Raw genomic sequence first — 24,400 nt, 5'->3', positions numbered from 1 at the left:
AGAAACTATGAGCCGCATCGCTTTCGACCACGGACTGGCCCGGATCGCGGCCGGCCGGCTGGACAACCTCGCCGATGTGCTCGAGGGCCGGATGACCGATTCGGCTCACACCCTGCACCCGGCGGCCGGGGGCCTGGACCCGGTCTCCACCCGCACCGCGCAAACCCTCGGAGTAGTCGGCGTGTCGTTCCGGGACTCGTACCTGAGCGGCGTGCACGAGCTGCGCAAGATCGCCGCGAACCTGCGCACCCACGCCGACACCCACGAGAACACCGACGGTGATGCCGCCGGTCTGTTCGGCCCCCTGATGTGAGCCTCGCGCCCGCGGAGTCGCCGCCGTCGCGAGAGAAGGAGTAACACGATGGTCGAACCATCGCATCCGGGGTTCACCGGCACCGTGTGGGATGCCGTCCCGGCCGGGCAATTGGCCCACGAGCTGACCGCGGGTCCCGGCGCGGCCCCCGTGGCCGAGACCGGCCTGACCTACGGCGCGTTCGGCGCCGGACTCGGCGAGGCCGCCGCGGAGTATCGCGCCATCCTGTCCGTCGTCGGCGACGCCTGGGGCTCGGAATCCAGTAGGGACGGCCTCGCGCAGCTCGCACAGCTGGCCGACTGGCTGGATCGGCTCGGCGTCGCGGCCCGCCAGAACGCCGAGACCGCGCTGCATCAGGCGACCTCCTACGAGAACGCCGAGCTGGCCATGCCGCCCGTCGCCGAGGTCGCCGAGGCCGAACGCATCGCGCGGACCATGGTGCAGGGCACCCCGCTCGGGGCGCCGCTGGCCGGGCTGCTGGATACTGCCGAACAGCAACTCGACGAGCTGCGCGCGCAGGCCGCGCAGGTGATGCGCACCTACGAGGCGGCCAGCGAGAAGATGGCGCACCCGTGGGAACAGCAGCGCGCGCCGCTGGTCTCCGACGGCGCGAGCCTGATCGCGGAGAATTCGCCGGGCCGCGCCCCGCAACAGCAGGCGCCGCAAGGTCCGCCGGAGAATGCCGCGACGGTCGCGCAACCCACGCTGCAACTGCAGGCGCCGCAGGTGGATCTGTCCGCGACGATCACCCCGACCGTGCCCGTCGGCGTCGACAGCCTGCTGGTGACGCCGGTCGCCTCGCCGCCACCCGTTCTGTCCCAGGTGACCGGGATCGCGCAGCCCACCCCGATGGTTCAGCCCCTGACCGCGGTGCCTCCGCCGCTGCCGGCACCGAATGCCGTAAAGCACGACACCGTCACGGCGGCAACGACTTCGGACGCCGTCGACGAAGCACCGTCTGCCGGAGCCGTCGACTTCACAGACCTGGGCGAGGGCATCGCGATCGTCGCCGCCCCAGCCGTCCTGGGCCGGGGCGCGGCGCCGGACACCCGGCAGCTCCCCGTTGCCGCACCGCCGGGGGCATGATGCGCACCCCCATCTCCGCATCGGAGGCCGATCACCGATGACAACGCTCACCAGCGACGGCATGCTCGCCGTCGCCGCGTCGCTCGGCGTGCAAACCCTCCCCACCGTGCTGGCCCTGCGGCCCCGGCACACCGACCACGAGGAATTCGCCGCCGCGCGCGCGGCCACCGCGACCGCGCTGTGCGAGCGCGGCGTGCTCGATGCGGGCGGGGACGTCCTGGACGACGAACTCACCACGGCCCTGTTCACGCTGGCCCGCCCGGATCGCCAGCTGGTGATGCGAATTCGCCGCGACGACACCGTGACTCGGCTCTGCCTGGCCCGCCGCGGCCTCGACCACGCCCTGGCCGTTCGGACCGCCGACGACCTGGACGTGCGCGCCGTCTGGGGCGACGACGTCCCCGCGACGCTGGCCCGCCCGCTGCTGACGGTTCTGGGTCCCTGCCCGCCCGCGGACCTCCTGCCGTTCAGCGTGCCGACCGCCGAGCTCCAGGAACGTTTCGACGCGACCGATTTCAGCTATGCCGACGCCGCCTACCGCCTCGGCATGCCCGAATCCGACGCCGTGACGCTCGGATTGGCGCTGCGTGAGTGCCGGTCGGTCGCCGAACTGGTCTGTTACAGCCACGGCGAGGCCCGCCCGGTTCGCGCGGGCGCGAGCGCCGCGATCTACGACACGCCTGCCGGACGGATCATCGGAAGCGGCAGTGTCGCCGCCGACGGACGGGCCTGGACCACCCTCGCCCCGGGCGGTGACGGGCGCCTCGCGCAGGCGATCGCCGCGCTGATCGAGGCGCTGCCGGAGGGCAGGTGGATGCCTTAGAGCGTCGTATCCGGGAGATTCCCCATCCGAAATTCGAACACGAGAAAGTGAGCTGCGACCATGGTCGTACAGAATGATTCCGGCGCGTCCGCACAGGCCCAGCAGAACATGGGCAACTCGGTGGACGCCCTGCGCGCCAAGATCGCCAAGATTACCCAGGCCGTCGATGCGGCAAAGACCGGCTGGCAGGGTTCCGCGTTCAAGGCGTGCGCGAATGCCGCCGACGCCTGGGACGCCAAGGCCAAGAAACTCAACAGCACCCTGGACGAAATCACGGGCGAGGTCGGCAAGGGCAACCAGTCCTACACCGGCCTGGAGGGTGACAACGAACAGCAATTCAACCAGCTGGTGAATACCGACGCCCCGAGCGCGGCGTCTTCATGGACCTCGCTGCGGGCCTGACGCACGAGCCTCCCAACCGACCTCGACACGAAGGATTCGATATGTCGTCCGATTTCATGAAATACGAGGAAGGGGTCCTGCAGGACCTTTCCGATCAGCTCAGCCAATTCGCGAAGGATCTCGGTAGCGAGTCGACCGATTTCCACACCCACGCCAAGGCCCTGGCGGCCGCGTGGGAAGGCAACGCTGGTCTGGCCGCGTTCCAGAATTCGGTGAAGAAGTGGGATACCCAGTTCGGCCCGGAGGGTGACACCAGCAAGGACACCGCGATCGGGCTGCTGAACACGCTGTCCCAGTCGGTAAGCCAGGCACTGCAGAACGCGAAGGCCGCCGACAACGGTGTGAAGAACGCGTTCTCCGCGTACGAGTAGTCCGGTTCCGGTGCAGGGCCCGGCACAGCGTGGTGCCGGGCCCTGCGGCGTGCGCGGGGGCCGCCCGGGATCAGCTCGGCTGCAACACTTCCCGCCGGTAGCCTGCCGCGTCCACCAGATACCGCCGCTCCTCCGGAATCGACACCACCTGCACCGCCAGTTCCCCGCCGGCGGTGCGAATGTGCACGCGTCCGGGCTGTTCCGGGGATTCGACCAGCACCACGTCGGCCTCGGGCGCGTCCGCGGACACCTCGTCGGGCTCTCGCACGTACACCACCGTCGCCTCGGAAACCTGTCCCGCCGAACCGATTCCGTCGTAGACGATGATCGTCGCGGCCGCGGTGTGGTGCGCGCCGCCGCCGGGCCGGGTCACCGACAGCACCTCGGGCCGGTCGACCATGGCGGCCAGCTGCATCCACGCCTGCGCGCGCCCGGTGTGCACGATAGCCCGCCCGCCGACCGCGACCGCGCGCAGGATCATCTGCTGGACCAGGTGCAGGCTGCCCACGATCTCCACCGTCCGCACCGTCGGCCCGAACAGCGGCACCGCGACACCGAAGCCGTCCTCGGTCGCGCCGATCACCTGCCCGCAGTCACCGGCGGGCACCGCCAGCCCGGCCAGCGCGGCGGGCGGGCCGGACGCGGCGCCGACCGGCGCGAGCGATCCGCTCTCCAGCAGTACCCGCCGCTGCAGCCCGGCCAGCGGCCGCAATCCCAGCTCTCGCACCACCTTTCGATCCGCGCCGAGCCCGCCGGCGCGGGTGTCGTGGCGTACCAGTGCACTCACCGACACCTCGCCACCGTCCCCTTCCGGCGTCCGCGAGCCGGGTACCGGGGTCAACCGTAGACGCAGCAGCGTCGACATCCCGGGCAGCGACCAGATGCCCGCCAGCACTTCGGAATTGAGCCGATGTGGGCGTACCGCGTACCCGGTCAGCTCGATCTCGCCGTGCCGCACCGCATGCCACCGCTCGGTCCAGTCGCCGGGCGCGGCGCCGTGCAGCATCTCGGCCTCGGCGGCGGCGAGTTCGGCCGCGGTCAGCATCCGCACCCGCACCCCGCGCGTTGCCAGGCGGCTCGCCACCCTCCGGGTGGCGACCAGCGCCGTGCGCAGGGTGCCCTCGTGCCCGCCGCCGCGGTTCTGGATCGCCTCCACGTTGGCCACCGGATCGAAGCGCAGCACCAGGCAGACCGTGCGCGAGGTGGACGCGGGCAGCGGGCCCAGTAGCCGCTCGTAGAGCCGCACCACCTCGTGCTCGCCCCGGGTGCGCACGCCCAGGGTGACCACATCGATCGCGGCGAGGCGGATGTCGAACTGCGACAGGCAGCGCGCCACCTCGGCCAGCGACACCGCATCGCCGGTGCGAATCTCCCTCGGGCGCAACAGGGTCGGCGCCACGTTCGCGCGCTCGACCCGCAGCATCGTGAGCAGGTGGCGGCCGTCCCAGCGCATGCCGCAGCGCTCGCCGGCCGCGTCCGGCACCGGCACGTCGAACGGCTCGGCCGACCCGGCATTATCACCGTCGCGACGACTCCGCAACCGCAGCGCGGCCCGCATTTTCAGAGTTCGCCAAATATTTCTTTCGTTAATCCGGATGACGCCGACAACCGCAATTCCGAAACCGATTCCGAGGGTCGCCCAAAGCGGTGTATGAAGGGCTACGGTGGCCGTTCCCGCGACCGCACCGGTAAGCGCGGACGGCAGCACCTCCGTCAACGGAAATCGGTCGAACGGCCCACGCCTACCGCCCCCCAGCTGGGGAATCTCCGAGTTCACCGGGGATTGTGGAATATCCACTTCGGGTATGACCTCGTTCCCGCTTTCCGGAAGGCTCACCATTTCCTGCCCGGCACGCGACGGCACGGCGGCGACGTTACTCATTCGGCATATCTCCCATCGGCACTCACCCCCGCAATACGGTAGCCTCTCATACGCTCGCGGATTTCGTGAGTTCTCAGGCATTGGTGAAGGAGGTGCAATTGCCCGCACAGTTGACGACCAAGGCACAGGTCAATGGGTATCTATTCCTGTTACAGCGTTTCGATCATGCATTGGTGCGTCGCGATGTGCGCATGTTGCACGATCCGATGCGTATCCAATGCCGGTCGTGGATCACCGGATTCGTGCTGGCCGTGCTCGTCGCGGGCGGCTGCGCGGTGCTGGGGTTCCTGCATCCCCAGGGGCAGGTGGGCGACTCCAGGATCATCATGGATTCGGACAGCGGCGCGCTGTACGTGATGGTGGACAAGACGCTGCACCCGGTGCTGAATCTGGCCTCGGCGCGCCTGGTCGCGGGCAGCGGTGCCGCGCCCGCGTCGGTCGCGGAAACCAAACTCTCCGATATACCGCGTGGTTCGCTGCTCGGCATACCCGGCGCCCCGGCCACCCTGCCCGGCCCGTCGAGCGACCGGTCCGCGTGGACCCTGTGCGACGATGCCGGCTCCGGGCTGACCGCCACTGTGCTGGACGGCAATCCGCAACTCGGCCCGCAACTCCGCCGGGCCACGGCGGGTGAGGCGCTGCTGGCCACCCAGGGCGGCGCCAGCTATCTGGTCTACGACGGCAGGCACGCCCGGGTCGATACCGCCAATGCGGCAATCGAATCCGCGCTGCATCTACGCGGGACAGCCCCGCGACCGATGGGGACCGGCCTGCTGAACGCGACCGTGCCGGCGCCCGATCTGGCGGTGCCGGCAATCCCGAACGCCGGTGCGCCCAGCGCGGTGCGTAGCGCGCCCGTCGGCACGGTGATCTCGGTCGAAGGAGCAGAGCCCGGCTCGGCCACGCTGTACGTCGCGCTCGCCGACGGCATCCAGACCGTGTCCCCCTTCACCGCGGAGGTGCTGCGCACCGCGAATTCGATGGGGCGCAACGAGATGACGCGGGTCGCCCCCGACGCCATCCGCGGCATACCGGTGGTGCACACCCTGCCGATCGACCAGTTCCCCGACCAGCGCCCCACCATCGTCTCCGCGGATGCCGCGCCGATCGCCTGCGCGGCCTGGGCGCGCGGACCTCACGATCCAGCGGCGCAGCTGCGGGTGCTGATCGGCACGCAGCTGCCCTTGCCCGACGGCGCACAACCGCTGCACCTGGTCGGCGGCGGCAAGGGCGCCATGGCCGATGCCGCGTTCGTTCCGCCGTCCACCGGTGAGTTCGTCCAGGTCACCGGGGTCGAACCGGACAGTACGCGTCGCGATGGGCTGTACTACATCACCGACACCGGGGTGCGATTCGGCATACCCGACGCGGCCACCGCGACCGTGCTGGGACTGTCCCCGCCGAAACTCGCGCCCTGGCAGATCATCGATCAGCTTCCGTCCGGCCCCATGCTGGACCGGCACTCGGCGCTGGTCGCCCGCGACACCGTTCCCGTCGATGGCCCCGCTCGGTGAATTCGCGGTAAACGACGTGAGCCTTCTCAACCGCACGCGGACGCATGCAGGAGCAATACAGTGATCGAATCATCGACTTCCGAGCCGCAGCTGTGCAGGGTCTCTGTGATCGGCGGCAATACTCAAGTGGATATGGTGCTGCCCACCACCGTCCCGATCGCCACCTTCATCCCCGATGTCGTCGAGCTCATCAACTCGCGCAATCCGAATCTGAACGAGCACGACGACGGCGTGCTCACCGCGCAGCGCTGGACGTTGTCCCGGCTGGGCCAAAGCGCCATCGATGCCACGCGCACCCTGACAGAGGCCGAGATCTACGACGGTGAACTGTTGGTGCTGCGCACCGACGACGCGATCGACGCCCCCGCGCTGTTCGACGACGTCATCGACGCCGTCGCTCGCCTCACCGAAAGTTCCTTCCGCGGTTGGACTTCCGTGTCCGCGGCCCGCACGGGCATGATCGGCGCCCTGTTCGCCGGCCTCGGCGTCTGCCTGCTGCTGCTGATCGCGAAGACGCACGGCCAGGGCTTGGTCGCCGGTGGCACCGGGCTCGGCGCCGGACTGCTGGCCCTGGTGGTGGCCACCGTCGTGGCCCGGATGTACGCCGCGGCACAACCCGCCACCGCGCTGTCGCTGATCGGACTGCTGTTCATGGGCAGCGGGGCTGCCGCGCTGGTACCCGGCCCGCTCGGCGCGCCACATCTGCTGCTGGGCGCCGCGGTCGTGCTGCTGCTGGCGGTGCTGACGCTGCGGGTCGTGGGCACCGGCCCGGCGATGTTCTCCGCCGTTGTCACCGCCGCGACGTTTACCAGCGGCGCCGCCGCCGTGATGACGCTGGCGGGCGCCGCACCGGCGAAGGCCGCGGTGTCCGCGGCCGCCCTCGCGCTGCTGGGTATTACGTTCGCCCCACGCATCGCGGTGTGGGCCGCGCGGCTACCGGTGCCACCGGTGCCGACCGCGGGCGGCGCCATCGACCCGCGCGATCACGAACCCCGTCCCACCGTCGAGGGCATCGGCGCGATCGGCGCCACCTCGATCCCCTCGGCGGCCGGGCTGGGGCGGCGCGCGAACCTCGCCAACGCCTATCAGACCGGCATCGTCCTGGGCATCGTGCTGGTCGCTGTCGCCGGGACCATCGTCACGGTCGCCGAAGCCGCCGGACATCGGTGGCAGGCGGTGGCACTGGCATTCGCGGTGGGCATTGTGCTGGCCCGGCGCGGGCGCGGGTTCGCCGACCTCACTCAGGCCACGGCGCTGGTACTGGGCGGCTGCACGACGCTCGCCGCGCCGGCGCTCTTGCTCGGCGGCGGCCTCCACGGTGCGGCGCTGCCAGGTGCGGTGGTGCTGCTGGCGCTGGTGGCGCTGACCCTGCTGATCGGCGTCGCCGGGCCGCACCTCGAGATCTCGCCGCTGCTACAGCGCGCCGGCGAATGGTTCGAGTACTTGCTCATCTGCGCGATCGGGCCGCTGACATTCTGGATCCTGGACATCTACACCCTCGCTCGCAATGGCTAGCGCGGCACCGACATCCCGCGCCCGCCGGCTCGCAATGGCTAGCGCGGCACCGACATCCCGCGCCCGCCGGCTCGGCGCCGCGGCCGCCGCCCTGGCGCTGCCGCTCGCGCTGACTCTCACCCCGGCCGGACCCGCCCGTGCCGTCGCACCACCGGGGGTGGACCCGAACTCGCTGGTACTCAACGCGCCCGTCGGCCCGCCCGAACCGTCGCAGCAGCACCTGATGTGCTCGCACCCGACCTGGTCCGGTCCACCGCCGGTCGGCGAGCCAGCCGTGCAGCGCGCGCTCGAGCTGCACCAGGCATGGCAATTCAGCCGCGGCGCCGGACAACTCGTGGCCGTCATCGACACCGGCGTCACCCCGCACCCCCGCCTGAGCGTCGTGCCCGGCGGCGACTACGTCTCCCAATCCAACGGCACCGCCGACTGCGACGGGCACGGCACTCTCGTCGCCGGGATCATCGCCGGCCATCCCGCGCCCGACGGTAGCGACGGCTTCTCCGGCGTCGCACCGGACGCGAGCATCCTGTCGATCCGCCAGACCAGCTTGGCCTATCAGGCCAAGAACAGCTACGACTCGAACAGGCCCGGTGTGATGTCGGCCGGGGGATTCGGTACCGTCGTCACCCTCGCCTACGCGGTCACCCACGCGGTCGACATGCATGCCTCGGTAATCAACATCTCCGAGGTGTCCTGCCGCGCGGCCGGAGACAACGCCGCCGACGGCGCCCTCGGCGCAGCGCTGAAATACGCCTACGACCACAACGTCGTGGTGGTAGTCGCGGCCGGCAACCTGGAAACACAGGGCATGTGCAAGGCCCAGAACGGCACCGCCGGTTGGGATTCGGTGAACACGGTCGCGAGCCCGGCCTGGTTCACCCCATACGTACTGCCCGTCGGCTCGGTCGAGGCCGACGGCTCGCCTTCGCCGTTCACCCTCTACGGCCCGTGGGTCGGGGTCGCCGCCCCCGGCAGCAACCTGATATCCCTGGACAGCACTCCCGGCGGCACCGGTCTGGTCAACGGCACTCCGCAGGCCAACGGCCAGGTTGCCCCGGTCGACGGGACCAGCTTCTCCAGCGCATTCGTCGCGGGCCTGGCCGCTCTGGTGCGCGCCCGCTATCCGCTGCTGTCCGCGCGCCAGGTCATCGATCGCATCGAACGAACCGCGCACGGTGTCGGTTCCGGCCACGACGATCGCGTCGGCGCCGGCATGATCGATCCGGTCGCGGCGCTCTCGGCGGTGCTGGCGCCGCTCCCGGCCGCGGCCGCCGCCGAACCGATTCCGGCACCGTCGCCGCCCGCCACCATGGACCCGTGGCCGCGCCGGATCGGCGTCACGGGCGCACTCACCTGTCTGGCGCTGCTGGGCCTGACCCTGGGTCTGTCCGTGCCGTTCCGCCGGAATCAGCGCGCCCCGCTCGCCATGCCCGGCGACGACTAACCCCACCCACCCCACCCACCCCGCCGGCTCCGCACACTCCGCCGGCCCACCGTCCCGAGGAGCCCTTCATGACGACGACACAGGGTTTCATTCGCCTGGCTCGCATCGCGCCGCCGCGGCCGCCGGGCGGCGAGGTGGTGCTCAACGCACCGCCGGAGATCAGCACGCCGATTCCGAATCCGTTGTGGCAGCGGCTGATGCCGCTGGTCATGCTGGTCGCCATGGGCGGCATGATAGGCCTGATGTTCACCATGAGCGGCAAGTCGATGCTGTCCAATCCGCTCACGATGATGTTCCCGATGATGATGGTGATGTCGATGGTCGGCATGTTCGCCGGCCGTGGCGGCGGCAGCGGCAAGCGGGCCGGTGAGCTCAACGAGGAACGCAAGGACTACTTCCGCTACCTGGAGCAGTTGCGGCGCGACGTGCGGCAGACCGGGGTCGCCCAGCGCGAGGCGCTGGCCTGGAACCATCCCGATCCGGCGAATCTACACTCGCTGATCGGCACCCGCCGGATGTGGGAACGCCGCCCGAACGACCCCGACTTCGCGCATGTGCGCATCGGGGTGGGCAGTCATCGCATCGCCACCAAGCTCGCCCGCCCCGAGACCGGGCCGCTGGAGGATCTGGAACCGGTCGCGACGGTCGCGCTGCGGCGCTTCGTGCGCACCCATTCGGTGGTGCACGGCCTCCCGACAGCGATCTCGCTGCGCGCGTTCCCCGCGGTCAACATCGAGGGCCCGCGCGAGCACGGCCGCACGCTGGTGCGCTCGATCCTGCTGGAGCTGGCCACCTTTCACGGCCCCGACAACATGGTGTTCGCTATCGTCACCGCCGATCCGGACGGGCAGGCGTGGGGATGGTCGAAATGGCTTCCGCACCTGCAACATCCGCGCGAGAACGACGGCATCGGCAGCACGCGCATGCTGTTCGAGTCGCTCTCGGAGCTCGAGACCTCGCTCACCGAGGAACTGCTCGAGCGCGGCCGGTTTCTGCGCAACGGGCCGCCCACGGCCGGCCGCCTGCATCTGGTGGTCGTCATCGACGACGGCTATGTCAGCGGTTCCGAACGCATCATCAGCGATGCGGGCCTCGACTCGGTGACCGTGCTGGACCTTACCGCCCCGCAGGCGGGTCTGGGGGTGCGCCGGGGGCTGCAACTCGTGGCGGAGGAGAACGTGATCGGCGCCCGCACCGGGGGTTCGGTGGAGAAGTTCGCGGGCCCCGACCGGGTCGACCTCGACGTGGCCGCCACGTTCGCGCGCGGCATGGCCCGCTACCGCCTGGCCACCACCGCGCAGATGGTCGACCTCGACGAGGACGCCGCGGGCGATCCGGGATTGATGGCGCTGCTGAAGATTCCGGACGCCGCGAACATCGACGCCGACCGGGTGTGGCGGCCCCGCTCCCCGCGCGAGCGGCTGCGCGTGCCGATCGGGGTCACTCCCGACGGCGCGCCGGTCGAGATCGATATCAAGGAGTCCGCCGAGAACGGCATGGGACCGCACGGATTGTGCATCGGCGCAACGGGTTCCGGAAAGTCCGAGTTCCTGCGCACCCTCGTGCTGTCCATGGTGACCACGCACTCACCGGACCTGCTCAACCTGGTGCTGGTCGACTTCAAGGGCGGCGCAACATTTCTCGGCCTCGACCCGCTACCACACGTCGCCGCAGTGATCACCAACCTCGAGGAAGAACTCTCGATGGTCGACCGCATGCGCGACGCGCTGGCCGGTGAGCTGAACCGCCGCCAGGAATTGTTGCGTGCGGCAGGCAATTTCGCCAACGTCACCGAGTACGAGAAGGCCCGCGCCAACGGCGCGGCACTGGATCCGTTGCCGGCGTTGTTCGTCATCGTCGACGAATTCACCGAACTGCTGTCGCAGAAGCCGGATTTCGCCGAGTTGTTCGTGATGATCGGCCGCCTCGGCCGGTCGCTGCGCGTGCATCTACTGCTGGCCTCGCAGCGCCTCGAGGAGAACCGGCTGCGCGGACTGGACTCGCACCTGTCCTATCGGATCGGCCTGCGCACCTTCTCCGCCGGCGAGTCCCGGCAGGTGCTCGGCATCACCGACGCCTACCACCTGCCCGCGCAGCCCGGTGCGGGCTATCTGAAGAGCGATTCCTCGGATCCGTCGCGATTCAACGCCACCTATGTCTCCGGCCCCTATACGCCGCCGGTCGCCCGGCGCGCCGGAGGCGTCGTCGCGGGCGCGGCGGCCGGCCGGGTCGGCCTGTTCACCGCCACCGCCGTCGCCGTCCAGAAGGCGGCGCCGGTGCAGGTGGAGCTGCCGAGCCTGGCCGAACTGCTCGCCGAGGAACCACCGTCGGGTACCGAACGCTCACTGCTGCAGGTGGTGGTCGAACGCCTCACCGGCCACGGGCGACCCGCGCACGAGGTGTGGCTGCCACCGTTGGACATCTCCCCGACCGTGGATATGCTGCTGCCACAAGAGGATTGGCGGGCCCCGGAGAATCGGCACGGCAAGCTGTGGCTCCCGATCGGCATCATCGACAAACCGTATGAACAGAAGCGCGATGTGCTCACCATCGACCTGGCCGGCGCGCAGGGCAATGTCGCGATCGTCGGCGGGCCGCAGTCCGGCAAGTCCAATGCGCTGCGCACCGTCATCATGGCCGCCGCGGCCACCCACACCCCCGAACAGGTGCAGTTCTACTGCCTCGACTTCGGCGGCGGCACCCTCGCCGGCCTCAACGGCCTGCCGCACGTCGGCTCGGCCGCCGGTCGGCTCGAGGCCGACCGGGTGCGTCGCACCATCGCGGAACTCAGCACTCTGCTGCGCCGGCGCGAGGCCCGCTTCCTGCAACTCGGCATCGAAACCATGCGCGACTTCCGCAAGGCCAAGGCCGAGCTGGCCGCCCTCCCGCCCGACCGGCACGGCGGACATCCCTTGTCCGAGGACCTGTTCGGGGATGTGTTCCTCGTGATCGACGGCTGGCTGACCTTCCGCGAGGAGTTCGAATTCCTCGAGCCGCAGGTACACGCGCTCGCCGCGCGCGGCTTGTCCTACGGTATCCACCTGATGCTCGGCGCGAACCGCTGGGGTGAGATCCGTCCCGCGGTCAAGGACCAGATCGGCACCCGCATCGAGCTGCGCCTCGGCGACCCGTCCGATTCCGAGATGGACCGGCGCGGCGCGGTGGGCGTGCCGATCAACCGGCCCGGTCGCGGCCTCACCGCCACCAAGCTGCACATGCTCGTCGCACTACCTCGGCTGGACACCGACACCGACCCGAACACGCTGACCGAGGGGGTCAACGCGGCCAAGGAGGCGTTGCGGGAGATATACGGCGAGCGGCGAGCACCCGCGGTGCGTATGCTGCCGCTGGAGCTGCCACGCGAGCACGTGCTGGCCATCACCCGTGAACAGAACGTGCGGCTGGATCGCCAGCGGATGTTGATCGGCCTGTCCGAATCCGAATTGCAGCCCATGGTGCTGGATTTCGCGGATTCGCCGCACCTGATGATCTTCGGCGACGTCGGCAACGGCAAGACCACCCTCTTGCGCAATATCGCGCAGGGCATCGTGGAGAACTCCACACCCGACGAGGCCCGGATCGTCCTGATCGACTACCGCCGGACGCTGCTCGGCGCGATCGATACCAAGCATCTGGCCGCATATTCCACCAGCGCCCAAACCTCGATTCCGACGCTGAAGGAGGTCGCGGGCTTCGTCTCCGAACGCATCCCCGGATCCGATATCACCCCCACCGAGCTGCGCGAACGCAGCTGGTGGTCCGGGCCGGAGGTGTATGTGATCGTCGACGACTACGACATGGTGGCCAACAACAATCCGCTGCTACCGCTGATGGATCTCATCCCGCAGGCCCGCGACGTCGGCTTGCACGTCATCATCGCCCGTCGTTCCGGCGGCGCGTCCCGCGCACTGTTCGACAATGTCCTGGGCCCACTCAAGGACATGTCGGTGGACGCGTTCCTGATGAGCGTCCCCAAGGATGAAGGCATCCTGATCAGCGACGTCCGCCCCGCCACCTATCCACCCGGCCGCGGCATGCTGGTCTCCCGCAGCCGCGGCGGCCGGGAACTGGTACAAATCAGTCAGATGCCCCCGCTGTAGGCGAGTGACCGCCGCCCCAGGTCAGCAGTTTGCGCGAGCGACGCGGCGAATGATTGGTCCAAGTGCCGTGCCCGTAGGCAAGTAGTGCGAGACCGATGCCCCTCGTCGGCGCGACCGGTTGCCGGCAACGGCCGAGACATCCGCGGCGGTTCTTCGTATGCTCGTTGTTAGCGAGCAGGAGGGTCGTCAGTGGTGGACCTCGATGGTCCAGCGGTGGAGGAAGGGCATCGCGGATGGACAGTCGCGACGTTGCGGAGATGGCGCGTGACTGGTCGGCAGCCCTGGTCGAATGCGGTGGCGTGCTGATATCTCTGCCGCACGACATCAGCCGGTTGACGGCCAGATGGATCGTGGAGCTGGAAGCTGCCCTGTCGGCCGAATCGTTCGACCCGTCGCCCGCATGCCGAGTCGGGGTCGAGATGGTCCGGTCGAACCTGACGGTCCCCGCCATGATGAGCCCGACCGCCGCGGTGCTGACCGGTTTGCTGGGGCGGTCGCCACAGCCGGATCGGACACAGCGATTCGGCGCGCTGATGGGCGAGCTGGCCCGTGGCTACACCACCGAGCTGTTGCAGGCCCACGTCCGCAGCCAGGAGCTTGCGGACCAGCGCTTCCGCGTGGTGTTCGACAACGCCGCGGTGGCCATCGCGCTCTACGACGTCTACGGCATCACGCTCGAGGCCAATCCCACCACGGCGCGGATGGTCGGGATGAACCCCGAGGACATGCCGGGCGTGTCCGCTCTGGACTTGATGCACCCCGATGACCGCGACAAGCTCCGTCAGGTGGCCGTCGGTCTGTTGAAACGCGGAAGCGGCACCGAGTATCTCGAGGGCCGATTCTGTCGCACTGACGGCACCGTCTGCTGGGGGGCGTGGACGATAACGCTGGTACGCGGCATGGACGGACGTGACGTGCGGCTGCTCGCCGTCGGGGAGGACATCACCGAGCGCCGGGCTATGCAGGAGGAACTGTCGTGGCAGGCCCGTCACGACCAGTTGACGGGTTTGCCGAATCGTCGTCGCTTACTCGAGCAGCTGGAGGCCATTGTCGCGGTGGCCCGTCCCGCCGATCACCTCGGTTTGTGCTTCCTCGATGTCGACGACTTCAAGCTGATCAACGATCGGTACGGTCACAGCGCAGGAGACAGCGTGCTGGCCGAGGTCGGCCGCAGGCTCGACGCGGCCCTGACCTCGCCGGCGGTCACGCTGGCCCGTATCGGCGGAGATGAATTCGTCGCTCTACTCGCACCGCCCTGCGACGACGACACGGCGTACGAGACGGCCGAGACGATGCTTGCGGTGCTGCGAGACCCGATTCCGGTCGGTCCCAGCGATCTGCTGACGATGTCGGCCAGCATCGGCGCCGTCGTCACGCCGGCTGCCGGCACACAAGCCGAAAAGCTCTTGGACGACGCCGATATCGGCCTATACCGCGCCAAGGCCGCCGGCCGCGGCACCTGGGTATTGCATCACAGCGACGGCCCCGCAGCCGGGGAGTAGGCGATCGGCCGGTACGGCAACCACGCCGGACCCGAAACCATCGCCTGGCACCTACCGCTATGCCCGGACCTCGTTGAGGTAGTTGTAGATCGTGTAGCGGGTGACGTCCAGGCGTCCGGCAAGGTCGTCGACGGCGTCCTTGATGAGGAAGAAGCCGGCCTCGTCCAGTTCGCGCACGACGGCCGCCTTGTGACGCTTCTTCATCAGATCCACCGGGATGCCGACCTTTCCCACCGCGCGGTCGACGAGGAACCGTTGCAGGCTGTCGATATCCGCGGGAAAGATCTCCGGTTCGCCGTTGCCGTCGGCGGATGCCGCGGTGTCCAGGCTGTTGACGCACAGGCAGCCGATCGCCGACCCGTCCGGGTCGTGCAGGAACAGCGTCGACGAACGGATCGGGCGGCCGTCGGGACTGTGGGTCCGATAGTTCGTCAGATCCTGGGTGGTGCCGCGGCGGATCAGGCTGAGCAACAGATCGGTCATCGGGCCGCCGATGCTGCGTCCGGTCAGATCGCCGGCGATCGCGATGATCGAGTCCGGCAGCCGGCTCAGGTCGTGCAGCAGCACCTCGTTGCCGGGACCGAGCATGGCGGCCAGGCCGGGTACGGCTGGGACCAGCGCGGTCAGCACGTCTGGCGTGGCCGCCGTGGCCGCGGGCGCCGGAAGCGGTTTCCGCGGACGGTGCAGCGTTTCCAGCGCGGAACGCAGCAGCTCCGCGCTGGCGGGCGGGGTTGAGGCGTGCGGCGACAGCCGAACGTGCTCCGGCCGGACCGTCGCGGCGATCCCGGCCGAGGTGAGAGCCAGACCAACCTGTTCGGCCGGGTGGCCGGGCAGGGTGAATGCCAGGATTCCGGCCCGTCTATCCACAGCGGACACGATCTGCGCGCCGACACCGGCGAGCACGTCGGAGAACTCGCCGATCCGCTCGCCGATCCGGGCCGCGATCGCGCCGGGACCGGCCTCCTCGACCAGTTCGAGCGCCGCGGCGAACGCGCCCGAGGTGATCGGGCTGAGATTGGTCAGCGACCACGCGGCGGCGGTGGTATCCGGCGGACGGATCTCGTCGTTGAACAGCCCGGGGTCCCGGGCTCCGGTCCAGCCCGACAGCACCGGGTCCATCCGCTCCAGTGCCCGGTCCGACAGCACGGCGAACCCGGTGCCCCACCCGGCGCGCAGCCACTTCTGGCCTCCCACGACGAGGATGTCCGCGACCTGCCACGGTTCCTCGGTGACGCCGAAACCCTGGATGCCGTCGACGACAAGCAACCGGTCACCGACGACATCGCGCAGTGCGGCCAGATCGGCGCGGTAGCCGGTGCGGAAGTCGACCGCGCTGACGCTCACCGTGGTTATCTCGTCGGTCAGCCCGGCCGCGACTCGCTCCGGCGTGACATACCCACCGGCCAGCCGCCGGACGACGAGCCGCCCGTCCTGCTCGGCCCGCGCCCACGGGTAGGTGTTGGCGGGGAACTCCGCGGCCGATACCAGCACTTCGCCGCCGAAACCGAACGCCGCTTGGAACAAGCCGAGGCTGGTGTGCGGGAGCAGCACAACATGGTCGGTATCCGACCCGGACAGTCGTGACACGGCCGCTCTGGCCCGGATCTCCTGCAGCATCAGGTTGTCTACCGTGGCCGGACCGGCGGTGGTGGCCTCGTGCAGCAGACTCGCGGTGGTGTCCAGCACGGCGTGCGACGGCGGACCGAACCGCGCGAAGTCCAGATATCCTGCGGGCTCATCGAACTGCAGCAGGTACCGCGGCGAGATCCGCGTCGCTGGATTCACGACAGAATCCTCGCGAGGAACTGGCGGGTGCGGTCGTGTTTCGGTGCGCTGAGCACCTCACCCGGCGGCCCGGTCTCGACAACTACGCCGTCGGCGAGGAATACCACCTCGTCGGCGGCCTCGGCGGCGAAGCTCATCTCGTGTGTCACCACGACCATCGTCATCCCCTCTCGAGCCAACGTACCCATCACTTCGAGAACCTCACCCACCAACTCCGGGTCGAGCGCCGAGGTCGGTTCGTCGAACAGCATCAGCTTCGGGCGCATCGCGAGCGACCGGGCGATCGCCACCCGCTGCTGCTGCCCGCCAGACAGCTGCGCCGGGTAGGCGTCGGCACGGTGTGCCAGCCCGACCCGGTCGAGCAGCTCCAGGCCCTGCCGCCGCGCGCTCGCGGCGTCGACACCCAGTACCCGGACCGGCCCTTCGACGACATTCTCCAGGGCCGTGCGGTGGGCGAAGAGGTTGAACCGCTGGAAAACCATGCCGATGTCGCGTCGCTGTCGGGCGACCTCGTGCTCCCGCAGCTCGTACAACCTGCCGCCGCGTAGCCGGAATCCGATCGGCTCACCGTCGACCCAGATCTGGCCGCCATCGATGGTCTCGAGGTGGTTGATACACCGCAGGAACGTGCTCTTCCCGGCGCCGGAGGGCCCGAGCAGGCAGACGACCTGACCCTTGCGGACTTCCAGATCGATCCCGCGCAACACTTCGGTGTTGCCGTAGTTTTTGCGAACGCTCACGGCTCGCAGCAGGGGGTCACTCACGGGTACTCCTTACTAACGGCACGCCCCGCAACGCCTTCGCGGCGCGCGCCATCGGCCCCCGGTCGGCCACACCGAACGCGCGCTCCAGGCGATGCTGGCCGACCCCGGCGACCGTGACCACGACCATGTACCAGACCGCCGCGGCGAGCAAGGTCTCCATCACCAACAGGTTGCTGGAGGAGATGTTGTTGGCCGCATGGATCAGCTCCGTCACGCCGATCACCGACGCCATCGACGTTCCCTTGAGCATGTTGATGAAGTCGTTGCCGGTGGGCGGGATGATCACCCGCATCGCCTGCGGCAGTACGACCCGCCACAGGGTCATCCCGGGTGTCATACCGATCGATTTGGCCGCCTCGGTTTGTCCGCTGTCGACACTGTTCAGCCCGGCCCGGACGATCTCGGCCATGTATGCGCTCTCGTTGAGCGCCAGGCCGAGGAAGGCCGCGGTGAACGCGCTGATCAGAACATTGGTCTGTGCGTGGAAAAGGGATGGGATGGAGATCACCGGGAAGACCAGCGCCAGGTTGTACCAGAGCAGGATCTGCAGCAGCACGGGCAGGCCGCGGAACAGCCAGATGTAGCCCGCCGCGAACCAGCGCGCCACCGGGTTCGCGCTGCGTCGCAGCAACGCGACGACGACGCCGAGCACGATCGCCACACCCTGCGAGAGCACTGCCAGCACAATGGTGTTGACCAGGCCGGTCACCATCACGCGATACCACAGGAAGTCCGGTACCCGAGCCCACTCGATCTTCCCGTTGCCGAGCGCGATGCCGAGTGCCACCAGCAGGGCGAGGATCACCGCGGCGGCGATCCAGCGACCCCAATGTCTCAGGCGGACTATCGGCAGCTCAGCTTCCTCCATTGATCACGGCCTCCTTGACCGCGCCCTTCTCCACACCCCACGCCTGCAGGATCTTGCCGTAGCTGCCGTCGGTGATCAGCTCGTTCAGCGCCTTCTGCACGGCCTCGGCGAGCGGCTTGTTCTGCTTGTTGATACCGATACCGTAGGGACCGCCGTTGATCGGCTCGCCCGGCACGACCTCGAAGAACTTCCCGTCGCCCGCGGTGCGGGACACGTAGATGGCGGTGGGCAGGTCGTTGACGATCGCTTGGACCCGACCGGTGCGCAGCTGGGTCTGGTTCTGGTTGTCGCTCTCGGTCTCGGTGACGTTGATCGCGGCCTTGCCTGCCTGCGTGCATTTCGTGCTCTGGTCCGCGGCGAACTTCTGCTGGCTCGTTCCCTGGACGACCGCGACGTTCTTGCCGCACAACGTATCCGGCCCGGTAATCGCGTCCGGGTTGCCCTTGCGGATCATGATCGCGATGCCGGAGGTGAAGTAGTCGACGAAGTCGATCTGCTGCTGACGTGCTTTGGTGTCGTTCATCGCCGCCATGGTCAGGTCGACTCGGCCGGACTGCAGGCTGGTGATCAGCGAATCGAACGTCATGTCCTGATACTGGACACCGACACCGAGCTTTGCCGCGATCGCCTTGGCCAGATCGACCTCGTAGCCGATCGGAGTCTTGCCGTCGGCGGCATAGAAGTTGTTGGGTGCGGACTGGATATACGACGCCAGGTGCAGCGTGCCCGCCTGGCTGATCGACGCCGGCAGGCCGGCGTTGAGCTGCGGATCCTTGGTCACCGCCCCGATGATCGCGGCGTTGTCCGGGACGTTGGCGCTCGGTGTATGCGACGTCGTGCCGCCGCCGCTCGGGTCGCCCCCGCAGGCGACGAGGAAACTGACCAAACCTGCCAGTAGTGCGATGTGGCGCACATAGGTTCGCGACATTGCGGAACCTCCGTTCTCTAGATAAACGGCGACGCTACGCTCGCTTGTTGAAGAGATCAACGGATTGTTGAAATTCCGCCTCGCCTTCGACCGTGAGCCGGTGGATCGCGCGCCGAGTTGCTCGACGCGGCTGGGCGGCTAGGTGCGCATACCCGATATCACGGAAGCCCTGTTCCCGGCGGTGATGCGTGGCGCACGTGACTCGAATCCGCCTGCCCTGGAACTGCTTTCGCAGCTGCGCCAGCCCACGCTGACCGCGGCCTGGGCCGGGGATCCGGTACATCCGACCGCCACCGCCGAACAGCTAGCCGACACACCTGGGGATCGGGCGGAACCAGCGGGCGTGCGCCGTCAGCTGGCTCGAGATGCGCAGGGCAGCACGGTCTTCCGGGTTCGGACATCCGTACCTGACCGACTCGCTGTCTCTGGCATCGGTGCGAGCGTGCCCGCATCGACCGCGCAAGGCCGCCCTGTGGTGTCGGGTCGGGGGCCGGTCAGCTGAGGAAATCGGCGATGCGCGCAGGCATGGCCTAATGTCGGTGCGTGCGAATTCTGGTGTTGGAGGACGACCAGCGGTTGTGCCACGAGGTCACAACCGGACTTCGGGCGGCGGGGTTCGCCGTTGATCCGGCCGGAGACATAGCCGATGCCGATTTCAAGATCGCGGTCAACCGCTACGACTGCCTGGTCGTCGACCGCGGATTGCCCGACGGTGACGGCCTGGACTTGGTCGCCGGCACCCGCGCCGCCGGTCACAACGTACCCGCACTGATCCTCACCGCCCGTGACGGGCTGGCCGACCGCATCGCCGGTTTCGAGAACGGTGCCGACGACTACCTGGCCAAGCCATTCGCGCTGGCTGAGTTGGTGTTACGGGTGCGCGCGTTGTGCCGGCGTCAGGCCCAGCCGACCGCGGCGCAGATCATGGTGGGCGACATCGAGATCGACCTGATGCGCCGCCGGGTGCAGCGCGGAGGGATCCTGCTGTCGTTGACTCCGAAGGAGTTCGCGGTACTGGAGTTGATGGCGGCCCGGCGCGGCAGCGTGGTCTCGCGCAGCGAACTCATCGAATGCTGCTGGGACGAAATGGCCGAGCCCACCTCCAACGTGGTCGATGCGCTCGTGGCCAAGCTGCGCCGCAAACTCGGTCCGCCGCCGGTCATCGAGACCGTTCGCGGCACTGGCTTCCTGTTCGCTCTCGAGCCAGTTCTACTAACGAGCGAAGCGGAGGCATGAGTGAGCGCAGCGAGCGAACGATGAACACGGCCGAGTACTCGCTCGCGCCGGAGCGAAGCGGAGGCAGGAGCAATACCCGCCCCGCACTGGCTGGGCTGCGGCGCACCCGATGGATGCTCACCGCGCTGGTCACCTCGATCACCGCGGTGTGCACGATGGTGCTCGGGGTGGGCGTGGTGTGGGTCGACAGCCAATCCCGCGCGCGCGGAGTCGATCACGATCTGGACCGGGTGGCGGGCGGCCTGGCCCGGGCCGTGCTGCTCACCACCGACAACAAGGCCGTCGACGTATCCACCATCGCCAACGACGACCTGACCAACCAGCAGACCGCCGTGGTCGTGCTGACCCGCAAGGCCACCGGCGGAAAGTGGCGACAGGTGTACACCCATCTGCGATCGCAGCTGCCTGACGACACCGATCTGGGGATCCTCGCCTCCGACTCCGTCGACCGGTCCCAGGGCCAGATCTACGCCACCTGGATGCACACCGGGGTCGACGTGTCCGGCGCAGCGGTGCGGGTGGCCGCCACCCCGGTGTTCTGGGACGACAACGATCGGGTCGCCGTGGTGATGGCGGGCGCGCCGCCGACGAGCGGGGCCGGTGCGCATCGGCTGCTCATGCTCGGCCTGTTCGCCGGCGGGCTGCTGATCGTGGCCGCCGCCGGCGCAGCCGGGCACGTGCTGTCCGGGCGCAGCATGCGAGCCGCGGTCCAGGTGCTCGACGAGCACGAGCAGTTCCTCGCCGACGCCGCCCACGAGCTGCGAACGCCACTGACCACCATGAAGCTGATCACCGAATCCCGGACGCACACACCGCAGGACCTGGACCGGGTGCTCGACGAGACGCGCGGGCTGGCCGATCGGATGGCGCGGCTGGTGACCGGTCTGCTCGCGCGGGCCCGCATGCAGGCAGGCATCGCGGATCCCGAACGCACCATGCTGCGGCTGGATCAGCTGGCCGATACCGTCGTCGAGGACATCCCGGACGACCGCATCACCCTGGACGCCCGGCCCTCGATGGTGGTCGGCGATCCGGAACTGCTGACCCTGGCGATCCGCAACATGGTGGAGAACGCGCTCACCCACGGTGCGGTGAACCGATCGGCACCGGTGGAGGTGCAGGTGGCCGAGGGCCGGATCAGCGTCCGCGACTACGGACCGGGCATCGATCCGGCGCTGTCGGCCAACCCGTTCGACCGCGGCGTCGCCGGGCGCAGCGGCCGGCACGGCATCGGGCTGGCTCTGGTGGCCTGGGTGGCACAGGTGCACGGCGGCAACGCCGCCATCGAACCGGCCGCCGGCGGCGGGGCGATCGCCACGCTGTGGCTGCCGCCGGCAACACTGCCCGCCGTCACGAGAACCCAGTAGGCATTCTGCTGGAATTCGCTGTGGTGGAGGGGATGAACCGCTTCTCGCCGGCTTTCCACCAGTGCGAGTGAAGGCCGGTATAGCCGGAGGGAACGTCTATACCGGCCTCCATCCGCACTCGGAATGCAGTGCGCGGCGACGCCGGGTGGCGCGACCCCTCGCGAGCCACCCGGGCAGCGGCTTGGAGGAAACCCCAGCGGCGATGTCGATCAGTTCGACAGGTACAGGTAGAAAAGGCCGTCGTCGCCCTGGCGGCAGTCCCACTTGGTCCACTTGTCGTTGTTGCGGGTCACCTCGACATGGGGGCCGTCGGCCTGGCAGGCGGCCAGGGTCGAGTAGTTGCCCTCGACCTGGACCTCTTCGGCGGAGGCGATCCCGGTGCCGGCAGCGGCGAGGCCGATCGCGATGGCGCCGGTGACAAGAATGTTCTTCATCATGAGAGCTGAGTCCTTTCGTTGTGGCGCGGATTTCCGTGCCACACAAAGGAAACCAATCTCTTCGTGAACATTTCATGATCGCCCGCGCAGCGGTGTCAGCTCTTGGGCGCGGAGCTCATTTCGTGACACATCGACTACCACAGCATGACTCACTCGACGACCAGGCCCTACGCGGTTGTCAACGGAACGCCAATCGTGGATCTGGCACAGACTTCGTTTGCGCCGTGAGGCGCTGTGTCGGAGGAGGGAGCTGGCTGCGGAGTTGCGGCCCATAGCGTGGTGTAGGAGCGGCGGCCGCTCAGCTACCGGGCCTGTCGATTCCCGAGACAGCAGGGTGGTCATCTCGTGATCCGAGGCCGACGCGGCGTGCGGCGCCGGCTACGGCGAACGCTCCGAATGCCGCATCTGCGATAAGTCAGGACATGCTGCTACGTTGCCTCCGCGGAGACGGCCGCCGCTCTGCTGGTGGTGGTCAGATCCTGGATGCGTCCCTGCATAACGGCGAGCCGGGTGAGCAAGGTCTGCGCGAAGGCGGCCTGCAGGGCGGCGCTGCCCCGCTGGACGGTGTACACGGTGAGCAGCGCTACGGCGCCGACGATCGTGTAAAAGACTGTCCGATTGTGGGCTGTGTCCGAGCCCATGATCGTCTCGATGACTATGTCGTGGCTGTCACCAAGGGGAATGAACCTGCCCCAGAACCAGTACGTCAAACCACCCAGCGTGATTGCCCACCACAGGATAGGCAACACGAATGTGACGATCGCGATCGGCAGGTTGACGACGGCGTACAACAGATCCAGCCAGCTCTGCCCCTGCCTGATCGGTGAGGTGATCTGGCGGAACCATCCCGCTCCCTCGGGCGCCTCGGCGTACCGAGGCCGTGGTGCCGCCCTGCCCGTCAGCTGCTGTAGGCGTACGCGCTCGATGTCGGCGAAGCCGCGCGCGAGCAGCAGCGTCAGCGCGAGCAGCGGAATCCCGATGAAGATCACCGCTGTGCCGATACTCGCCGCGAAAAGGGACACAAGGAGGCTGAAACTGATCAATGCGAGGGGTAATCCCAAGAACGTGTATGCGAAGTCGAGGCCCAAACGCCGGATAATCGTCACGCGGACAACGCTAGGACCGCGCCCAGCGAGATCCCATCCAACCCTGGTATGAGATCGGGCTACCCCCAGGGAGGGATGGAATTGCCACTCGCCCGTAGGTGGGCAGGAGTTCGGCTGGCCCACGCTCGCGGCACCGCCTCCGACTGCTCCCGCCACGGTATGGCTGATCGCCGCCCGCCACAGCTCAGCTTGCACACCGCGGTGGCGCTGGTATGTGAGGTGGAACGCACGGGTCGCACACCCGTGCTGTCGGGTACGCACGCGGTTGTGGCGCAGGCCGCAGGGCGACTGCGCGCGCTGGGGCTCCATGTCGAAACGGGCCCCGGCACCCCTGGTTAGCTGAAAGCCGGTGCGGCAGTGCAATTCATGCGGCATTCACCATGGTCCTATTTCCGGAACCACCAAGGTCTTGGCCGCGGTGGAAGCTCATACGATTCCGGCAACCCCCGCCGAATAAATTCCGCACGGTGAAATTTTACGTAATTCAAAGCCTCTTGGGCTGGCTTCATTGCCACGTAAGTGACGGAAATTAGAATTACAACAACAATAGAGCCCAGTAGCAGGAACATCCCTGACGCCGACGACGCCAGGGAGATAAGGGCAAAAGTGCTGCCCGCCAATGCGCCATAAAGCAGGTAACTGACCATCAATAGGCGCCACTCTTGAGGAACCTTATAGATCGCCGCCATCTGCGTCGCAAGGCACCTAACCTGGTCGAGAAGCACCGCACGCTGTCCGGGAAACTGGTGTCTATCAAGATCTTTCACTAGGTCCAGTAGTTTCTTGATACGCCAGCCTCGGTAAGTTCCGGGGCCTACTAACGCAGCAAGAAGGGTAACAACACCAGCCATACACGCACCGACAACCGGTGGAACAAGCAGGTTCAGCCAGTCCATACAGAAATGGTAATTAATGCTGCAAAGCCGGGGCGTAAGGCGCGCCGACGGTGTGACCACC

20 protein-coding genes are annotated in these 24,400 nt (G+C 68.3%); 12 read left to right on the top strand and 8 right to left on the bottom strand.

From position 1 onward, the window contains the following. Positions 1–7 precede the first annotated feature (7 nt). Genes KO481_RS42000 through KO481_RS41980 form a run of 5 tightly spaced genes read left to right on the top strand, consistent with a single transcriptional unit; the run spans position 8 to position 2,995 of the window. Positions 8–313: a PE domain-containing protein gene (locus tag KO481_RS42000; RefSeq protein WP_215924227.1), complete on the top strand. Its 306-nt coding sequence runs from the start codon at positions 8–10 to the stop codon at positions 311–313. 48 nt (positions 314–361) lie between these two features. Then, positions 362–1,399, top strand: a complete 1,038-nt coding sequence (locus KO481_RS41995) for a PPE domain-containing protein (protein ID WP_215924225.1) — start codon at positions 362–364, stop codon at positions 1,397–1,399. Between the two features lie 37 nt (positions 1,400–1,436). Continuing rightward, on the top strand, positions 1,437–2,222 hold the full coding sequence (locus tag KO481_RS41990) for an ESX secretion-associated protein EspG (RefSeq protein WP_215924223.1): 786 nt from the start codon (positions 1,437–1,439) through the stop codon (positions 2,220–2,222). A gap of 60 nt (positions 2,223–2,282) precedes the next feature. After that, positions 2,283–2,624, top strand: coding sequence for a WXG100 family type VII secretion target (locus KO481_RS41985; protein ID WP_215924220.1), 342 nt, complete (start codon positions 2,283–2,285; stop codon positions 2,622–2,624). 41 nt (positions 2,625–2,665) lie between these two features. Further along, positions 2,666–2,995 (top strand): WXG100 family type VII secretion target, encoded by a 330-nt coding sequence (locus KO481_RS41980; protein ID WP_215924218.1) that lies wholly within the window; start codon positions 2,666–2,668, stop codon positions 2,993–2,995. A gap of 70 nt (positions 2,996–3,065) precedes the next feature. Here the strand turns inward: KO481_RS41980 and eccE are convergent, their stop codons facing one another. Next, positions 3,066–4,835, bottom strand: a complete 1,770-nt coding sequence (gene eccE, locus KO481_RS41975) for a type VII secretion protein EccE (protein WP_245402303.1) — start codon at positions 4,833–4,835, stop codon at positions 3,066–3,068. 107 nt (positions 4,836–4,942) lie between these two features. On the opposite strand from eccE, the gene eccB reads away from it, so the two are divergent. The 5 genes from eccB to KO481_RS41950 all read left to right on the top strand — a co-directional run bounded on the left by eccB (position 4,943) and on the right by KO481_RS41950 (position 14,952). Further along, the gene (gene eccB / locus KO481_RS41970) at positions 4,943–6,391 is read left to right on the top strand and encodes a type VII secretion protein EccB (protein WP_308166995.1); all 1,449 of its coding nucleotides are present in this window, start codon (positions 4,943–4,945) and stop codon (positions 6,389–6,391) included. A gap of 60 nt (positions 6,392–6,451) precedes the next feature. Further along, on the top strand, positions 6,452–7,906 hold the full coding sequence (eccD, locus tag KO481_RS41965) for a type VII secretion integral membrane protein EccD (protein WP_308166994.1): 1,455 nt from the start codon (positions 6,452–6,454) through the stop codon (positions 7,904–7,906). 34 nt (positions 7,907–7,940) lie between these two features. Further along, complete coding sequence (gene mycP / locus KO481_RS41960) at positions 7,941–9,350, top strand: type VII secretion-associated serine protease mycosin (protein ID WP_215924214.1); 1,410 nt, start codon at positions 7,941–7,943, stop codon at positions 9,348–9,350. A 68-nt stretch (positions 9,351–9,418) separates the two neighbouring features. Beyond that, on the top strand, positions 9,419–13,450 hold the full coding sequence (gene eccCa / locus KO481_RS41955; RefSeq protein WP_215924212.1) for a type VII secretion protein EccCa: 4,032 nt from the start codon (positions 9,419–9,421) through the stop codon (positions 13,448–13,450). Between the two features lie 233 nt (positions 13,451–13,683). Next, positions 13,684–14,952 carry a diguanylate cyclase domain-containing protein gene (locus KO481_RS41950; RefSeq protein ID WP_215924210.1) on the top strand — a complete coding sequence of 423 codons (1,269 nt, stop codon included), beginning with the start codon at positions 13,684–13,686 and terminating at the stop codon, positions 14,950–14,952. Positions 14,953–15,009: 57 nt separating this feature from the next. Here KO481_RS41950 and KO481_RS41945 read toward each other — a convergent pair whose 3' ends face one another. Genes KO481_RS41945 through KO481_RS41930 form a run of 4 tightly spaced genes read right to left on the bottom strand, consistent with a single transcriptional unit; the run spans position 15,010 to position 19,297 of the window. Further along, a complete protein-coding gene (locus tag KO481_RS41945; RefSeq protein WP_308166993.1) occupies positions 15,010–16,737 on the bottom strand; it encodes an aminotransferase class V-fold PLP-dependent enzyme in 1,728 nt (575 codons plus the stop codon). Beyond that, positions 16,734–17,501: an amino acid ABC transporter ATP-binding protein gene (locus tag KO481_RS41940; RefSeq protein ID WP_308166992.1), complete on the bottom strand. Its 768-nt coding sequence runs from the start codon at positions 17,499–17,501 to the stop codon at positions 16,734–16,736. The genes KO481_RS41945 and KO481_RS41940 overlap by 4 nt, the downstream gene beginning before the upstream one ends. Next, positions 17,494–18,369, bottom strand: coding sequence for an amino acid ABC transporter permease (locus KO481_RS41935; protein ID WP_215924208.1), 876 nt, complete (start codon positions 18,367–18,369; stop codon positions 17,494–17,496). The genes KO481_RS41940 and KO481_RS41935 overlap by 8 nt, the downstream gene beginning before the upstream one ends. Beyond that, positions 18,356–19,297 (bottom strand): ABC transporter substrate-binding protein, encoded by a 942-nt coding sequence (locus tag KO481_RS41930; protein WP_215924206.1) that lies wholly within the window; start codon positions 19,295–19,297, stop codon positions 18,356–18,358. The genes KO481_RS41935 and KO481_RS41930 overlap by 14 nt, the downstream gene beginning before the upstream one ends. A gap of 543 nt (positions 19,298–19,840) precedes the next feature. Here KO481_RS41930 and KO481_RS41925 point away from each other — a divergent pair. Beyond that, positions 19,841–20,533 (top strand): response regulator transcription factor, encoded by a 693-nt coding sequence (locus KO481_RS41925; protein WP_215924204.1) that lies wholly within the window; start codon positions 19,841–19,843, stop codon positions 20,531–20,533. Then, positions 20,530–21,900, top strand: coding sequence for a sensor histidine kinase (locus KO481_RS41920; RefSeq protein ID WP_215924202.1), 1,371 nt, complete (start codon positions 20,530–20,532; stop codon positions 21,898–21,900). The genes KO481_RS41925 and KO481_RS41920 overlap by 4 nt, the downstream gene beginning before the upstream one ends. A 209-nt stretch (positions 21,901–22,109) precedes the next feature. Here the strand turns inward: KO481_RS41920 and KO481_RS41915 are convergent, their stop codons facing one another. From KO481_RS41915 to KO481_RS41905, 3 genes are all read right to left on the bottom strand, one after another. After that, positions 22,110–22,337, bottom strand: a complete 228-nt coding sequence (locus KO481_RS41915) for a hypothetical protein (protein ID WP_245402285.1) — start codon at positions 22,335–22,337, stop codon at positions 22,110–22,112. Between the two features lie 428 nt (positions 22,338–22,765). Further along, positions 22,766–23,443 (bottom strand): sensor domain-containing protein, encoded by a 678-nt coding sequence (locus tag KO481_RS41910; protein WP_215924200.1) that lies wholly within the window; start codon positions 23,441–23,443, stop codon positions 22,766–22,768. A gap of 386 nt (positions 23,444–23,829) precedes the next feature. Beyond that, positions 23,830–24,339 carry a hypothetical protein gene (locus KO481_RS41905; protein WP_215924198.1) on the bottom strand — a complete coding sequence of 170 codons (510 nt, stop codon included), beginning with the start codon at positions 24,337–24,339 and terminating at the stop codon, positions 23,830–23,832. Positions 24,340–24,400 lie beyond the last annotated feature (61 nt).

The sequence above is a fragment of the Nocardia albiluteola genome (assembly GCF_018860155.1).
GTDB lineage: Bacteria > Actinomycetota > Actinomycetes > Mycobacteriales > Mycobacteriaceae > Nocardia > Nocardia albiluteola.
Note: the sequence above shows the minus strand (reverse complement) of the source record. Positions and strands in the feature narration are given on the sequence as shown.

Bases quoted from the DNA above. Each gene is read 5' to 3' on its own strand.
- KO481_RS42000 (WP_215924227.1), top strand. From the start codon at position 8: ATGAGCCGCATCGCTTTCGACCACGGACTGGCCCGGATCGCGGCCGGC.
- KO481_RS41995 (WP_215924225.1), top strand. From the start codon at position 362: ATGGTCGAACCATCGCATCCGGGGTTCACCGGCACCGTGTGGGATGCC.
- KO481_RS41990 (WP_215924223.1), top strand. From the start codon at position 1,437: ATGACAACGCTCACCAGCGACGGCATGCTCGCCGTCGCCGCGTCGCTC.
- KO481_RS41985 (WP_215924220.1), top strand. From the start codon at position 2,283: ATGGTCGTACAGAATGATTCCGGCGCGTCCGCACAGGCCCAGCAGAAC.
- KO481_RS41980 (WP_215924218.1), top strand. From the start codon at position 2,666: ATGTCGTCCGATTTCATGAAATACGAGGAAGGGGTCCTGCAGGACCTT.
- eccE (WP_245402303.1), bottom strand. From the start codon at position 4,835: ATGGTGAGCCTTCCGGAAAGCGGGAACGAGGTCATACCCGAAGTGGAT.
- mycP (WP_215924214.1), top strand. From the start codon at position 7,941: ATGGCTAGCGCGGCACCGACATCCCGCGCCCGCCGGCTCGGCGCCGCG.
- eccCa (WP_215924212.1), top strand. From the start codon at position 9,419: ATGACGACGACACAGGGTTTCATTCGCCTGGCTCGCATCGCGCCGCCG.
- KO481_RS41950 (WP_215924210.1), top strand. From the start codon at position 13,684: ATGGACAGTCGCGACGTTGCGGAGATGGCGCGTGACTGGTCGGCAGCC.
- KO481_RS41935 (WP_215924208.1), bottom strand. From the start codon at position 18,369: ATGGAGGAAGCTGAGCTGCCGATAGTCCGCCTGAGACATTGGGGTCGC.
- KO481_RS41930 (WP_215924206.1), bottom strand. From the start codon at position 19,297: ATGTCGCGAACCTATGTGCGCCACATCGCACTACTGGCAGGTTTGGTC.
- KO481_RS41920 (WP_215924202.1), top strand. From the start codon at position 20,530: ATGAGTGAGCGCAGCGAGCGAACGATGAACACGGCCGAGTACTCGCTC.
- KO481_RS41915 (WP_245402285.1), bottom strand. From the start codon at position 22,337: ATGATGAAGAACATTCTTGTCACCGGCGCCATCGCGATCGGCCTCGCC.
- KO481_RS41905 (WP_215924198.1), bottom strand. From the start codon at position 24,339: ATGGACTGGCTGAACCTGCTTGTTCCACCGGTTGTCGGTGCGTGTATG.